Genomic DNA, 13221 nt, shown 5'->3' with positions numbered 1-13221 from the left:
TGCACCAATAGATGCCCTGCGCGGGCTCCCCGATAACTGGCGGGTGAACACCGCCGCCGAAATCCTCAATCACGCGTCCGCCGCAACCCCGATCGTTCTGGGTGCCGATGGCGAGCCGCCGCGCGAGATCCAGCTCTTTCCCATGGGGACCGTCCAGGCCCGCGATGGTCGTGGGCCCTGGACGCTGGCCGACGAGGCCCATGCCCGTGAAGTGATCGCCGCCACCCAGGCCCGGCATTCCCCCACCGATATGATGGTCGATTACGACCACCAGGCCGTCTTCGCTGTCGGTGAAGGCAAGGGCGGCACGGCCGAAGCCGCCGCGTGGATCGACGTCTCCAAGCTGACGGTGAGGGCCGATGGCATCTGGGCGGCCGTCGAGTGGACCGAGGCCGCCGCCGCCAAGCTGAAAGCCAGGACCTACCGCTACCTGTCGCCCTATTTCGGCTCGGACAAGGCGTCCGGCCGCCTCACCCGTTTCTTCAACGTCGGACTGGTCAACCAGCCGGCCATTCGGGAGATCGCCGCTGCGGCGTCGGTCGACCTCCATCCAGGGACATCGCCATCCATGAAGACCATCCTCACGGCCCTCGGGCTGAAGGACGATGCGACCGAGGCCGAGGCCTGCGCCTCGATCGCGTCGCTGATTTCCGATCGCAAGGCCGCGCAGGAGGCTGTCGCGGCCACCGCGACCGCCCTGGGTCTGGGCGTCAATGCCACCGGCGAGGCCATCACCGCCGCCGCCACGGCCGCCGTGACTGGTGGAGCCCCTGATCCCCAGAAGTTCGTGCCGATCGCCGCCCTGACCGAGGTGACCGACAAGCTGAAGGTCATCAACGAGGAGCGCGCCAGCGCCGCCGTGGATGATGCGGTCGCCGCCGGCAAGCTGACGCCCGCCCTGAAGGACTGGGGCAAGGCCCTGTTTAACCAGGACGAGGCCCAGTTCACCGCCTTCGTCCAGGGCCAGCCCGCCGTCCTGTCGGGCGGTGCCGGCAAGGCCGCCGCCAAGGTCGATGCCGACAAGGCGGTCCTGACCGACGAGGACCGGCAGGTCTGCGCGGCCATGGGCATCTCCGAGGCCGACTTCCTGAAGTCCCGTGAATCGGAGGTGGCCCAATGACGGCCCTCAGCGCACCGCGCAAGATCGTCAAGCTGGCGGGTGTCCGCCGCTTCCCGGTTCCGGTCACGGCCGGCGTCACCATCCTGCAGTCGGCCCTGGTCATGCTGGACGACGGCTTCGCCCGGCCGGCCCGCGCTGGCCAAGGCGCAGACGACGCCGCCAAGGCGGCTGACGCCCTGACTCACGTCAGCGTCGGTATCGCCCTGGAGACGGTCACCGGGGGCGCGGCCAACGGCGATGTGGTTGTCGAGGTGGAGCGCGATTGCTTCGGCTTCGCCAACTCCTCTGCTGGCGACCTGATCACCCGGGCCGACATCGGCAAGTCCGCCTTCATCGTCGACGACCAGACCGTCGCCAAGACCTCGGCTAACGCCACGCGTGCCCGGGCCGGGGTGATCGAGGACGTCACCTCCGAGGCCGTCTGGGTCTCCATCGGCAAAGCCAACTTCGCTTAAGGAGCGACCCGCTTGATCATTACCCAAACCGCCCTGCAGGCGCTCCGGACCGGGTTCAACACCCAGTTCCAGAACGGCCTGGCCACGGCTGCCCCGGTGTCGGACCCCATGGTCACCACAGTCACCTCGGCCACCAAGGTCGAGACCTACGGCTTCCTGGGCGACCTGCCGGTCTTCCGCAAATGGCTCGGCGAGAAGCGTATCCGCTCGCTGGCCGAAAAGGCTTACGCCCTGACCAATGAGGATTTCGAGGCCACCCTCGGGATCCACAAGACCAAGATCGAGGACGACAACCTGGGCCTCTACGGCCCGATCGTCTCGGGCTGGGGCAAGGATGCCGGGCAGCTGAAGGACCGCCTGGCCTTCGACGCCCTGCGCGATGGCCACATCCGGCCCTGCTACGACGGCCAGAATTTCTTCGACACGGACCACCCGGTCGATTTCGCCGGTGCCCCCACGACCAATATGTCGGGGGCCGGGGCGGTGCAGCCGTGGTTCCTGGTCGACCTCAGCAAACCGCTGAAGCCGATCCTGTACCAGAACCGCAAGGCGCCGCAGTTCGAGATGGTCACCGATCCGAAGGACAGCCACGTCTTCAAGACCGGCGAGTACCTGATGGGCGGCGAGGCCCGGGGCGCGGCGGGTTACACCCTCTGGCAGCTGGCGCACCGTTCGACGGCGGCCCTGGACGCGGCCAGCTATGTTGCGGCCTACAATGCCATGGCCGGACTGGTGAACGACGAGGGCGAGCCGCTGGAGATCCGGCCGACCCACATCATCGTCGGTCACTCCAACCGCGCAGCGGCCAAAACGCTGTTCCAGGCCCAGAACAAGGCCGGGGGCGAATCCAACATCTACTTCCAGGACGTGGCGATCATCGACGCCCCGCGCCTGGCCTGATGAGCCGCGCTTCCTCGAAAACCAAAGCGGTCGAGCCGGTCAAGATCGACCCGGCCGCCCCGGCCCCGATGCCGCCCCAGGTCGGGGTCCGGGGCCGGGCCTCGCGCCCGACCTTCCGCCGGGGCGGCCTGGTCTTCAACGACCGGGACTGGACGCCCTTCGATCCGGAGATCAGCGACGAGGCCCTGATCACCCTCTTCGCCGAGCCGGTGCTGACCGTTCAGGTCATGACGTCCGAAGGCTGGCGCACCCTGACCGCAGACGAGCGCGCCGCCGCGATCGCTAAATCCCAGACATCGGCTGAGGACTGAGCCGACGTGCCGTCCCCGGCAGGCACCTGCCCGCTGGGGAATGATTTAAACCCCTGAAAGGATCGACGTGAAGCTTTCCCAACTCATTCGCCTCTGCCTGACCCTCCCGATGGCGGTCGCCGCCATCGTTTCCACCGCCGTCTTGGCCACGATCTACACGGCCAACGAGACTGTCGTTCCATCACTGACCCAAGCGGTCCTGGGCATTGCCGGCCTTTCGGCCCTGGCCTGGGTTCTCGTCAACGAACTGGTGGGTCTGGCCCGAATGGACAGCCCTGCCTCGGCGCGTCCCGAGCGATTCCTTGCGCCCCAGACCGGCACGCCGGAGGCGACCGCCTTCGGCTGATCGCCGCCCCGAATGATGCCAGACCACCCGGCGGGTAGCCCCGCCCGCCGGGTTTTTCGGAGCCTCTGGCCTTTCCATCGCGATGGAAAGCCCTGAGCCCCCGGCTCGCTTACTCAGAAGGACCGACCCGCCCGCCATGGCCTATGCCACCCTCCAGGACCTGATCACGCGGTACGGCGAACAGCGCCTGATCGAGATGACCGACCGGTTCGACCCTCCGGCCGAGGTGATCGACGAAGGCGTCGTGGCCAAGGCTCTGCAGGACGCAAGCGACCGGATCGATGGCTATGTTCGCGTAGTCTATGCCCTGCCGCTGACCGAGACGCCCGCAATGCTGCGGGGCCTGGCCGAGGATATCGCCTTCTTCCTTCTCTACGAAGAGCCGACCGACGAAGCACGCAAGCGATACACTGAGGCTGTCGCCACGCTCCGGGATATCTCTGCGGGCCGCGTCAAGCTGCCGATCGCCCAGGGTGCCGAGTCGCCGTCTCGCCCGGCCGTGGTGCATGTCACCAGCCAGCCCCGTCGCTTTTCGCGCCAATCGATGGGTGGCCTCTAATGGCCGTCTCCTCAGTGATCGAGATCCCGGCTGCTGATCTCCGCAAACTCGATCGCGCGACCGACCAGCTGATCGATACCCGACCTTTGATGGCAGCGATCGCCGCATATGTCCGCGATGCCACGCGCCAGAGGTTTCGCGACCAGCGCGGTCCTGATGGCCAGCCCTGGAAGCTTTCACGCCGCGCGCAGATGCAGGGTGGGGCGACACTGGTCGATCGGGGCCTTCTGCGCGATTCCTACACCGATCGCTCCAGCGCCGACGAGGCCGAGGTCGGCACCAACGATATTCGCGCCGCGATCCACCACTTCGGCGGGGTGATAAGGGCAAAGGCCGGCGGCGCTCTTCACTTTGGCTTGTCGGGTGGTGGGTTCGCCACCGTCAGTCAGGTCGTGATGCCCGCGCGGCCCGCACTGGGTGTGAACGACGACGACAGGATCGAAATCACCGCCCTTGTCCAGGACTTCGTCGACAGGGCCGCAGGCCGATGACCACGACCCCGGCCATCTTTATCCAGGTTGAGTTGGCGATCCAGGATCGGCTGAAGGCCGCGTCTGTCGCCAACGTTCTCGGCTATCGACTCAAGTCCGTCGAGAGCCTGCCCAGCGACGTGGACGAGCGGATCAAGGAATACGTCCGTCGCTTTCCGGCGGTCTGGACCGTCTTCAATGGCTGGACGATCGTCAGCGAACGCAGCGGTGGCGGCGCGATCGTCGATGCCCGCTACTCGGTCATCTGTGCGGCGCAAAGCCAGGCGAATGAGGGTGCGGCGCGACTGGGTGCAGGCTCCAAGCCTGGGGCGCTGCAGATCGTGGCCGACGTGATCGGCCTGGTCCTAGGCAATGGCCACGGCCTGGCTGCGGGCCCCCTGGAGCTTGGCCAATGCCAGCCCCTCTATTCCGCCTCCCTGACGCGCGAGCTGAAGGCCAGCCTTTTCGGGGTGAGCTTCACCAGCCGAATGACCATCGATGCCCTGCCGGCCGACATCATGGACAGCCAGCCGCTGGGCAACTTCGCGACGTTCGCGGTGGACTGGATCGCCCCCGGTGCCGGTGAAGCGACGCTCGCCCTCGAAAGCCTGCAGACCCTGGAGACGCCCGCGTGACCAAGACCCCGACCCTGTTCCTGAAGCCTGTCGATGGCCGACGGGTCCGCCGCGAGGATGGCCCGCTGCTGAGCGCCGAGGGGGAGACGGTTTCGGCGTCGCCCTACTGGTCGCGCAAGCTCGACGACGGGGATGTGATCGCCACGACCCCTCCCAAGACCCCCAAGCCGACCGCCGGAGCGGACTGAATCCATGACCATCACCCTGAACCAGATCCCGATCGACCTGCGCACCCCCGGCACCTATGTCGAGATCGATGCGTCGCGCGCCCGCAAGGGCCTGGCCCAGCGGACGCCCCGGGTGCTGCTGATCGGCAATCGCCAGGGCGCGGCCGCTGGCGCGGCCGGGGCCCTGCAGCGGCTGTTCTCGCCTGCCGAGATCGGACCCCGCCTGGGGGCCAGGTCGGTCCTGGCCCAGATGGCCGCCGCCTTCATGGTCGCCAACACCTCGGCCGAGGTCTGGGCCCTTCCGCTGGCCGACGATGCCGGCGGGGTGGCCGCGACCTTCACCGTCACCTTCACCGCTGCCGCCACGGCAGCCGGACGGATGGCCTTTTACATCGCGGGCCGCCGGGTGACCTTCGCGGTCGCGGCCGGGGATGCTGTGGCGACCCTGGCGTCCGGCCTGTCCGCCGCCGTCACCGCCCACCCCGACCTGCCAGTGACGGCCGCCGCCGCCCTGGGCGTCGTGACCCTGACCGCCCGCAACAAGGGCACCCAGGGCAATGCGATCGATGTCCGCGCCAACTTCAACCGCGATGATGCGACCCCGGCCGGGGTGGCCTTCACCATCGCCGCCGGTGTGGCCGGCGCGACGGACCCGTCCGTGACCGCCGCGATCGCCGCGATGGGGGACGAGCCGTTCGATGCCATCGTCGTGCCCTGGACCAGCGCCACCAACCGCGCCGCCCTTGTCGCCGAGCTGGTCAGCCGATGGGGGCCGCAGCGCGCCCTGGACGGGCTGCTGTTCCAGGCCATGGTCGGAAGCCAGGGGGCGCTGGCCTCCGCCGGAGCCGCGCTGAACAGCCAGGTCGAGACGATCTTGGGGTTCCGTGCTCCGCTGCAACCCGTCTGGGAGATCGCGGCCACCTATGCCGCCGTCGTCCTGCGCTATGGGGCCGAGGATCCCGCGCGGCCCTTCCAGACCCTGCCGCTGCCCGGCATCACGGCCCCGGCCCCCAGCGACCGATTCAGCCGGGCCGAGCGCGAGCTGCTGCTGCGCGACGGCATCTCGACCTGGACGGCGGATGCGGACGGTCAGGTGATCCTGGAGCGGCCGATCACCACCTATCAGACCGACGCCGGCGGGGCCGAGGACCCGGCCTATTACGACCTCAACACCCTGCTGACGGTCAGCTATCTGCGATGGTCGCTGCGGCACCGGTTCGCGGTCAAGTTCCCGCGCTTCAAGCTGGGCAACGACGGCACCAACTATGCGCCCGGCCAGCCGATCGTGACGCCCAAGGTGGCGCGGGCCGAGCTGATCGCCTGGGCCCTGGACCTGGAAGCGGCGGGCCTGGTCGAGAACGTGGCCCAGTTTAAGGCCGACCTGCAGGTCGAGCGCGACGCCAGCGACCAGAACCGCCTGAACGCCATCGTCCCGCCCGACCTGATCAACCAGTTCCGGGTGCTGGCCGCCCAGATCCAATTCCGCCTCTAAGGAGCCTCTGAACGATGGCTAAGAAATTCGGCCGCGCCACCATCAGGGTGAACGGCACCACCCTGGACACCGAAAAGGGATCGACGCTCGATCCGGGCGGCACCAAGCGCGAACCCCGCCCGGGCTCGAACACGACCAGCGGCTTCACCGAGGAGCTGGTGCCGGCCAAGATCGAGGCGACCATCCTGTTCGGCGAAGGCGACAGCCTCACCGACCTCAACGCCCTGATCAATGCCACGGTGCTGTTCGAGACCGACACGGGGCAGACCTACATCGTGCGCGACGCCTACTGCGCCGAGCCGGTGACCCTGACGGAGGGCGAAGGCAAGGCGAAGCTGGTCCTGATGGGCTCTGCGGCCGAGGAGATGCGCTGATGTCCGATCCGTCGATCGAAGACACCGGCGGCCCTTCCGCCGAAGGATATCCGGACGGCCCGGTGCATCATGTGCTGGTGCGCCCGGTCGTCTTCACCCTGCCCGGAACGAACGGGCCGGAATCGTTCACCGTCAACGAGGTCTGGATGCGCGAGCCGACCGGCGACGACATCCTGCTGATGGGCAAGGCCCAGACCAGCGAGGAGAAGTCGATGCGGTTGATCGCTGCCATGTGCGATCAACCCTATCTGTTCGCCCGCAAGCTGAAGGGCTGGGACTTCGTGAAACTGGGGCTGATCCTGGCCCGTTTTTTTCCGAAGGGCGCTTCACCCCTGGAGAGCTAGCCGAGGTCGCGGTGTCGTTCCCCGGCTTCACGCGGTCCGAGCTGGGCCGCATGCCCGTGAGCGAGCTGCGATTCTGGCAGGCCGAGGCGGTCCGGATCCATGGCCAATCTGAACCTTAATCTCGTCATCAAGCTGATCGACCAGGCGACGGCTCCCGTCCGCCGGGTCGGTCAGCTGGTGAGCGGCCTGCAGCGCCCTTTCAAGTCGGCCCAGATGGCAGCCGGCGACCTGTTGCGCGACCTGCGCTCCATTGCCCTGGTGGGGGCGGCCGCTGTGTCCGCGATTGGCCTTGCGCTCTTTCAGTCGGTGCGGCGCTTTGCCAACGTCGGCGACGCCGCGCTGGAGACATCCCAGAAGCTCGGGATTTCCGTGCCCAGTTTCCAGCGTCTGGGCCATGCGGCCAAACAGGGGGGCGTTGACGCAGCCGCTCTGGAAGACGCCCTGAAATTCCTGAACCTGTCGTCGTCGGCAGCGGCCGATGGCGCCAAGCAGGACGCCCAGGCCTTCGACCTGCTGGGGGTGTCGTTCAAGGACGCGGAGGGGCGTCTGCGCCCTCTGGATGCCTTGCTGCCCGAGATCGCCGACGCCTTCCAGAAAATGCCCGACGGTGCCCGCAAGAGCCAGGTCGCCGTCGCCCTGTTTGGTCGGTCCGGTCTGGCCATGATTCCGATGCTGAACGAGGGCGCGGCCGGCCTGAAGAAGTGGGCCGACGAGGCCGACCAGCTCGGCATCGTCATGAGCCAGTCGGCTGCCGAAAATGCCGATACGTTCAACGACGCCCTGAATACGCTGAACCAAAGCGTCTTCGGCCTCAGCAACGGTATTGCCGCTGGGCTGCTGCCCGAGCTGACCGGCCTGGTCGAAATGCTGACGCAGATGATCAGGGCCAACAAGCCGGAGATCCTGCGGCGGACGCAGGAGATTTTCGCGCAGATCTCGGCCGTCCTGCCCGAGGTGATCAAGGGCATCGGCGACTTCGCCAAATTCCTGGGTGACATCGCGGCCGCTGTAGGGCCTGTGGTCGATGCGCTCGGCGGCTTCAACGGCCTGCTGGACCTGATGGCAATCATCATGATCACCCGGGTGGCCATCGCCATTTGGTCGGCGGTGTCGGCGGTCTGGGCTCTGAACGGCGCGATGCTGGCCAATCCGGTCGGCTTGGTGATCGCCCTGATCGCAGTCCTGGCCATGGCCGCCTTTGCCGTCTTCCGCAACTGGAAGCCGATCGCCGCCTTCTTCACCGGACTGTGGGACGACCTCTCCTCCGCCTTCTCGTCGGGCGTGGCCTTCCTGGCGAAGCTGCTGCCCACCCTCGACCCTGTCTCCCTGATCATCCGCCACTGGGTGCCGATCGTCGGCTTCTTCACCGGAATATGGGACGGGATCAGCCGCGCCTTCGCCGCTGGCGTCGAGATGGTTTGGAACATCCTGCCGCCCTGGTTCAGACAGGTGCTGCGGGGAGCCGCCTTTGTCATTCGGACGGTCGCCAATGTGGCCGGCGGCGGTCCCGCCGCGCCCGGTGATGACAGCCCCGCCCGACCGCGTGGCCCAGCTCCGGCTGTTGGCGGTGCCTCGCGCGGCGGCGCGAGCCGGGTCACCGGGGCCATCGATGTCCGGGTCTATCAGGACGGTCGCCCACCGCAGGTCTCCGCGCGATCGGCGGACCTGGACTTCGGCGTCGCCTCGATGGGCGGCGTTCAAATGCGCGGTGGCGGCTGATGGGCTGGCGCGACCGCCTGCGCGAGGCCAGTTTCCGGGGCGTGGCCTTTCTGGTCGACAGCCACGACCACGACTTCGGTCGGCGGGTCGATGTGCACGAGTATGCGCTGAGGGCCACGCCCTGGGTCGAGGACCTGGGCCGGGCGGGGCGTCGCTATTCGCTGGATGCCTATCTGCTGGGGCCCGACTACGACCTGGCCCGCGCGCAGCTGATCGCAGCGCTGGAGACCGAGGGCCCGGCGACCCTGGTCCACCCCTGGCTGGGGTCGGTGACCGTCAGCTGCACGACCTCGTCGCTGCGCGAGACCATCCGGCGCGGCGGCGAGGCTTCCTTCCGGCTGGATTTCGTCGAGGCGGGCGAGAACGTTGCGCCCGATGCCGGCGACGACACCGCCACCCTGGCGCGCGACGCCGCGACCCAGGCCGGTGACGAGGCCGCCCGCACCCTGGCCACCGGTTTCGATGTCACGGGCCAGCCCGGATTCGTGGTGGATGCCGCCGTGGCCCGTGTCAGCCAGGCCGCCGATGCCCTGGACGCCCTGACCGCGCCCGTCCGCCGGGCGACGGCCGAGGCCGGGGCCTTCCTGCGCAGGGCCCAGCGGTTGCGGACGACGGCCCTGGCCCTGGCCCGGTCGCCGGGCGATCTGGCGGCCGAGATGCTGGGTCTGGTCCGGGAGGCGGCTCGCCTGGCCCAGACGCCCCGCGATGCCTTGGTGGCTCTGTCGCCCCTGATGCAGTTTGCCGAGACCGCCGTCGTCGTGGCCGGGCTGACGCCTGCCCGCCGGCGGCAGGCGCGCAACGATGGCCATCTGGTCCGGTTCGTCCGGCAGGCGGCGGCGGCCGAGGCCGTCCGGGCCGTGACCGAAATCGCCTTCACCGCCTATGACGAGGCCTCAAACGCCCGTGACCGGCTGTCCGATGCCATCGACGCCATCGCCATCGATGCGGCCGACGCCGGCGACGATGCGGCGTTTGCCGCGCTGGAAGATCTGCGCCGGGCCATGGTGCGCGACGTCGCGGCCAGGGGCGGCAACCTGGCCCGGCTGATCGCCTGGCCTGTGACGACGGACCGGCCCCTCCTGGTCATCGCCCACCAGCTGTATGGCGATGCCGACCGGGCCGAGGAGCTGGCCGTCCGCAACGGCATAGCCCATCCGGGCTTCCTGGCGGCCGGGACCGTGCTGCAGGCGCTGGCTTCGGACGGCAGGGGATCGACCGGTGCCTGAGTCCCCCCAGGTGATACTGAACATAGCGGGCCGCCGGTTCGACGGCTGGACCGACGTGGCCATCGAGCGCCGCCTGGACGCCCTGTGCGGCGGCTTCGATCTGGGCCTGACCGAGCGGTGGCCGGGTCAGCCGGAGAAGTGGCGGATCGAGGCGGGGGATGCCGCCCAAGTGCAGGTCGATGGCGAGACCCTGATCACCGGCTGGGTCGATCGGGCGCGGTATCAGTTGTCCCCCGAACAGCACCCTCTGCGCGTGGCCGGCCGGGACCGCACCTGTGACCTGGTCGACTGCTCGGCCGAACATCGTCCGGGATCCTGGATCAACCGGACGGTCCTGCAGATCGCGACCGACCTGACCGCGCCGTTCGGCATCACCGTGCGGCTGGAAGGGGACGGCGGGCCGCCCTTTGCGAGGTTCGCCCTGGAGCCCGGCGAGACGGTCCTGGCCGCGATCGAGCGCATGACGGTGCTGCGCGGCCTGTTGTGCACCACGGATGCGGCGGGCGAGCTGGTCCTGACCCGGCCCAGCGAACAGGCGGCGGGCTGGAGCCTGGAGGAAGGCGTCAACATCGAGGAGGTGGTGTTCGACAACGACATGGTCGACCGGTTCAGCCGGATCGTCATGCGGGGTCACGATGCCTCCGACGAGAGCGCCGGTTCGCGGGCGGCCCGCCCCTCGGCCGAGGCGACCGATGCCGGCGTCAAGCGGCACCGTCCGCTGGTCATCGTTGCCGACGAGGAGGCCACCACGGCCACCCTGAACGCCTCGGCCCGTTGGGAGGCCAGCGTGCGGGCGGCCAAGGCCCAGACGGTCACGGTCACCGCCAGTGGATGGCGCGCGCCGGACCAGGCCCTGTTCCGGCCTAATCTGATCGTGCCGGTCAAGGCCCCGGCCGTAGGCATAGAGGCCGAGCTGCTGATCGCCGGGGTCCGGTTCCGCCGCAGCGCCAGGGAAGGGTCGCGGACCGAGCTGATGCTGGTCCGCAAGGAAGCCTACAGCCTAAAGCCCGTGGAGGCCCCGGGCGGGAGACGGACGGCCGCAGCGCCGCCGGCACGTCCATGAAGGGCATGGCGACCCTGCGTGCGCGGTTCGCCCGGTCGGTGGGGCGTTTCCTGCTGACCCTGGTCGACGACAGCGGGCCGGTCCAGCGCCTTCAGGGCGAGGTCCTGGACGGCGAGGTTCTGGACCGCGTCGAGCGGGTTCAGGACTATGGCCTGTCCAGCCGACCGGCACCGGGGGCCGAAGGCATATTGATCGCCGTTGCCGGCAGCCGGGGCCAGGGCGTGGTCGTCGGCCTGGGGGATCGCCGGGTGCGTATCGCCCTGATCGAAGGCGAGGTGGCGCTGCATGACGACCTGGGCCAGGTGGTTCACCTGACCCGCGATGGCATCCGGGTCGCGTCGCCCATCCGAGTCGAGATCGAGGCTCCGGAGATCGGCCTGTCGGCTACGACCGAGATGACCCTTGCCTCGCCCAAAATCGTGCTGGCCGCCGACGAGGTCCTGCTGGGCGGCGAGGGCGGCACCAAGGCCATTGCCCGGCACGACGACGCCGTTGTGGCGGGCAAGGTGGTCGCCACCTCGGCGAAGGTGAAGGCCCAATGACCGATCTGGCGCTGATCTGGGATGCCGTGCTGGGCACGGCCGACCTGGGCATCGAGGCCGGGGCCCTGGTCACGGACGAAGGGCTGCGCACGGCGGTCATGGTGTCCCTGTTCACCGATCGCAGGGCGAGGGCGGACGACGTCCTGCCGGACCAGGACGGCGATCGGCGCGGCTGGTGGGGCGATGTTGCCGCGCCGGTGGCCAATGACCGGATCGGCTCCCGGCTGTGGCTGCTGGAACGCTCCAAGCGGCTGGACAGCGTTCTGAGCCAGGCCCGCGACTATTGCGACGAAGCCTTGGCCTGGATGATCGAGGACGGCGTGGCCCGGACGGTCACGGTCACGGTCGAGGTCGATGCCCAGGGCCAGACGCTGGCGATCGGCGTGGTCATCACCCGGCCGGACGGCAGCCAATCCCGATTCGATACCGCCTGGAGCGCGACCTGATGCCTTTCGAACGGCCCTCCCTGACCGAGCTGGCCACCCGCGCCGATGCCGATTTCGATGCTCGGCTGCCCAAGGCCGATAGCCGCCAGCGCCGCAGCGTCCTGGGCGTGCTGGGCCGGGTTCATGCCGGGGCCGTCCACGGCCTGTACGGCTTCCTGGCCGACAACGCCCTGCAGGGCCTGCCGGACACGGCAACGGGCGAGGTGCTGCTGCGATGGGCCGCGACGTTCGGCGTCGAGATCAAGGTCGCGGAACCGGCGGCGGGGCTGGTGAACCTCACCGGCAGCAATGGATCCGAGGTCGATGCCGGGGCCGTGCTGCAACGGCTGGACGGGACTGAATATGTGACGACGGCCGGGGCGGTGATCGCCGATGGCGTCGCCCAGGTTCCGGTCGAAGCCGTGGTGGCGGGTGCCGGCGGATTGGCCATCGCCGGGGTCGCCCTGACCTTCGCATCGCCCGTCGCCGGGGTCTCGGCCGCCGCCTTCGTGGCGGCGGCCGGGCTGACGGGCGGGGTCGATGCGGAGAGCCCGGAGGCCGTGCGTGGGCGGCTGCTGGACCGCCTGCGCCAACCGCCGCATGGCGGCAATGCCGCCGACTATGTGCGCTGGGCCAGGGAAGTGCCCGGGGTGACGCGGGCCTGGGTCTATCCGCTGATGAACGGGCTGGGGACGGTCGGGGTGACCTTCGTCATGGATGGCCGCGAGGATCTGATCCCCGAGGTCGGCGACGTGGCTGACGTGGCCGCCTGGATCGCCGATCGGCGGCCCGTGACGGCCGAGGTCGAGGTGTTCGCCCCCGATCCGGTGCCGCTGGACCTGACCATCGACCTGACCCCCGACACGCCCGAGGGTCGCCTGGCCGTCGAGGCCGAGCTGCGGGACCTGCTGGCCCGCGACGCGGAACCGGCCGGCACCATCTTGATCAGCCGGATCCGGGAAGCGGTTTCGATCGCGGCCGGGGAATCGGACAACGTCGTCACCAGCCCCACCGCCAATGTGACCCATGCCGCCGGCGAGCTGGCCGTGCTGGGCACCATCACCTGGAGCTGA

18 protein-coding genes are annotated in these 13221 nt (G+C 69.1%); all 18 read left to right on the top strand.

Going from position 1 to position 13221, the window contains the following annotated elements; translation table 11 throughout:
- Positions 1 to 43: 43 nt before the first annotated feature.
- The gene (locus JIP62_RS06225; protein ID WP_201104031.1) at positions 44 to 1120 is read left to right on the top strand and encodes a phage protease; all 1077 of its coding nucleotides are present in this window, start codon (positions 44 to 46) and stop codon (positions 1118 to 1120) included.
- On the top strand, positions 1117 to 1575 hold the full coding sequence (locus tag JIP62_RS06220; protein WP_201104030.1) for a hypothetical protein: 459 nt from the start codon (positions 1117 to 1119) through the stop codon (positions 1573 to 1575). Before JIP62_RS06225 ends, JIP62_RS06220 begins: the two co-directional genes overlap by 4 nt.
- 12 nt (positions 1576 to 1587) lie before the next feature.
- Positions 1588 to 2475 (top strand): Mu-like prophage major head subunit gpT family protein, encoded by an 888-nt coding sequence (locus JIP62_RS06215; protein ID WP_201104029.1) that lies wholly within the window; start codon positions 1588 to 1590, stop codon positions 2473 to 2475.
- A complete protein-coding gene (locus JIP62_RS06210; RefSeq protein ID WP_201104028.1) occupies positions 2475 to 2786 on the top strand; it encodes a hypothetical protein in 312 nt (103 codons plus the stop codon). The genes JIP62_RS06215 and JIP62_RS06210 overlap by 1 nt, the downstream gene beginning before the upstream one ends.
- Positions 2787 to 2895: 109 nt before the next feature.
- The gene (locus tag JIP62_RS06205; RefSeq protein WP_201104027.1) at positions 2896 to 3132 is read left to right on the top strand and encodes a hypothetical protein; all 237 of its coding nucleotides are present in this window, start codon (positions 2896 to 2898) and stop codon (positions 3130 to 3132) included.
- 136 nt (positions 3133 to 3268) lie between these two features.
- Positions 3269 to 3691 carry a gp436 family protein gene (locus tag JIP62_RS06200; protein WP_201104026.1) on the top strand — a complete coding sequence of 141 codons (423 nt, stop codon included), beginning with the start codon at positions 3269 to 3271 and terminating at the stop codon, positions 3689 to 3691.
- A gap of 14 nt (positions 3692 to 3705) precedes the next feature.
- A complete protein-coding gene (locus JIP62_RS06195) occupies positions 3706 to 4182 on the top strand; it encodes a phage virion morphogenesis protein (protein WP_201104025.1) in 477 nt (158 codons plus the stop codon).
- Positions 4179 to 4796 carry a phage protein Gp37 gene (locus tag JIP62_RS06190; RefSeq protein WP_201104024.1) on the top strand — a complete coding sequence of 206 codons (618 nt, stop codon included), beginning with the start codon at positions 4179 to 4181 and terminating at the stop codon, positions 4794 to 4796. The genes JIP62_RS06195 and JIP62_RS06190 overlap by 4 nt, the downstream gene beginning before the upstream one ends.
- Complete coding sequence (locus JIP62_RS06185; RefSeq protein WP_201104023.1) at positions 4793 to 4984, top strand: DUF2635 domain-containing protein; 192 nt, start codon at positions 4793 to 4795, stop codon at positions 4982 to 4984. Before JIP62_RS06190 ends, JIP62_RS06185 begins: the two co-directional genes overlap by 4 nt.
- A 4-nt stretch (positions 4985 to 4988) precedes the next feature.
- Positions 4989 to 6455: a phage tail sheath subtilisin-like domain-containing protein gene (locus JIP62_RS06180; RefSeq protein ID WP_201104022.1), complete on the top strand. Its 1467-nt coding sequence runs from the start codon at positions 4989 to 4991 to the stop codon at positions 6453 to 6455.
- 14 nt (positions 6456 to 6469) lie between these two features.
- Complete coding sequence (locus tag JIP62_RS06175) at positions 6470 to 6829, top strand: phage tail tube protein (RefSeq protein ID WP_201104021.1); 360 nt, start codon at positions 6470 to 6472, stop codon at positions 6827 to 6829.
- Entirely contained in the window at positions 6829 to 7173 is a 345-nt protein-coding gene (locus JIP62_RS06170) for a phage tail assembly protein (RefSeq protein ID WP_201104020.1), read from the top strand. The genes JIP62_RS06175 and JIP62_RS06170 overlap by 1 nt, the downstream gene beginning before the upstream one ends.
- 99 nt (positions 7174 to 7272) lie before the next feature.
- Positions 7273 to 8892: a phage tail tape measure protein gene (locus tag JIP62_RS06165; protein WP_201104019.1), complete on the top strand. Its 1620-nt coding sequence runs from the start codon at positions 7273 to 7275 to the stop codon at positions 8890 to 8892.
- A complete protein-coding gene (locus tag JIP62_RS06160) occupies positions 8892 to 10118 on the top strand; it encodes a DNA circularization protein (protein ID WP_201104018.1) in 1227 nt (408 codons plus the stop codon). Before JIP62_RS06165 ends, JIP62_RS06160 begins: the two co-directional genes overlap by 1 nt.
- A gap of 10 nt (positions 10119 to 10128) precedes the next feature.
- Positions 10129 to 11181 carry a phage baseplate assembly protein gene (locus JIP62_RS06155; protein ID WP_201104017.1) on the top strand — a complete coding sequence of 351 codons (1053 nt, stop codon included), beginning with the start codon at positions 10129 to 10131 and terminating at the stop codon, positions 11179 to 11181.
- Positions 11178 to 11723 (top strand): phage baseplate assembly protein, encoded by a 546-nt coding sequence (locus JIP62_RS06150; protein WP_201104016.1) that lies wholly within the window; start codon positions 11178 to 11180, stop codon positions 11721 to 11723. The genes JIP62_RS06155 and JIP62_RS06150 overlap by 4 nt, the downstream gene beginning before the upstream one ends.
- On the top strand, positions 11720 to 12169 hold the full coding sequence (locus tag JIP62_RS06145; RefSeq protein WP_201104015.1) for a phage GP46 family protein: 450 nt from the start codon (positions 11720 to 11722) through the stop codon (positions 12167 to 12169). The genes JIP62_RS06150 and JIP62_RS06145 overlap by 4 nt, the downstream gene beginning before the upstream one ends.
- A complete protein-coding gene (locus JIP62_RS06140; RefSeq protein WP_201104014.1) occupies positions 12169 to 13221 on the top strand; it encodes a baseplate J/gp47 family protein in 1053 nt (350 codons plus the stop codon). Before JIP62_RS06145 ends, JIP62_RS06140 begins: the two co-directional genes overlap by 1 nt.

It is taken from the genome of Brevundimonas vitisensis (assembly GCF_016656965.1).
GTDB classification, from domain to species: Bacteria; Pseudomonadota; Alphaproteobacteria; order Caulobacterales; family Caulobacteraceae; genus Brevundimonas; species Brevundimonas vitisensis.
This window is presented reverse-complemented; position numbering and strand designations above follow the sequence as displayed.

Coding starts and splice junctions, on each gene's coding strand:
- JIP62_RS06220 (WP_201104030.1), top strand. CDS start 1,117: ATGACGGCCCTCAGCGCACCGCGCAAGATCGTCAAGCTGGCGGGTGTC.
- JIP62_RS06210 (WP_201104028.1), top strand. CDS start 2,475: ATGAGCCGCGCTTCCTCGAAAACCAAAGCGGTCGAGCCGGTCAAGATC.
- JIP62_RS06205 (WP_201104027.1), top strand. CDS start 2,896: ATGGCGGTCGCCGCCATCGTTTCCACCGCCGTCTTGGCCACGATCTAC.
- JIP62_RS06200 (WP_201104026.1), top strand. CDS start 3,269: ATGGCCTATGCCACCCTCCAGGACCTGATCACGCGGTACGGCGAACAG.
- JIP62_RS06190 (WP_201104024.1), top strand. CDS start 4,179: ATGACCACGACCCCGGCCATCTTTATCCAGGTTGAGTTGGCGATCCAG.
- JIP62_RS06180 (WP_201104022.1), top strand. CDS start 4,989: ATGACCATCACCCTGAACCAGATCCCGATCGACCTGCGCACCCCCGGC.
- JIP62_RS06175 (WP_201104021.1), top strand. CDS start 6,470: ATGGCTAAGAAATTCGGCCGCGCCACCATCAGGGTGAACGGCACCACC.
- JIP62_RS06170 (WP_201104020.1), top strand. CDS start 6,829: ATGTCCGATCCGTCGATCGAAGACACCGGCGGCCCTTCCGCCGAAGGA.
- JIP62_RS06165 (WP_201104019.1), top strand. CDS start 7,273: ATGGCCAATCTGAACCTTAATCTCGTCATCAAGCTGATCGACCAGGCG.
- JIP62_RS06160 (WP_201104018.1), top strand. CDS start 8,892: ATGGGCTGGCGCGACCGCCTGCGCGAGGCCAGTTTCCGGGGCGTGGCC.
- JIP62_RS06150 (WP_201104016.1), top strand. CDS start 11,178: ATGAAGGGCATGGCGACCCTGCGTGCGCGGTTCGCCCGGTCGGTGGGG.
- JIP62_RS06145 (WP_201104015.1), top strand. CDS start 11,720: ATGACCGATCTGGCGCTGATCTGGGATGCCGTGCTGGGCACGGCCGAC.
- JIP62_RS06140 (WP_201104014.1), top strand. CDS start 12,169: ATGCCTTTCGAACGGCCCTCCCTGACCGAGCTGGCCACCCGCGCCGAT.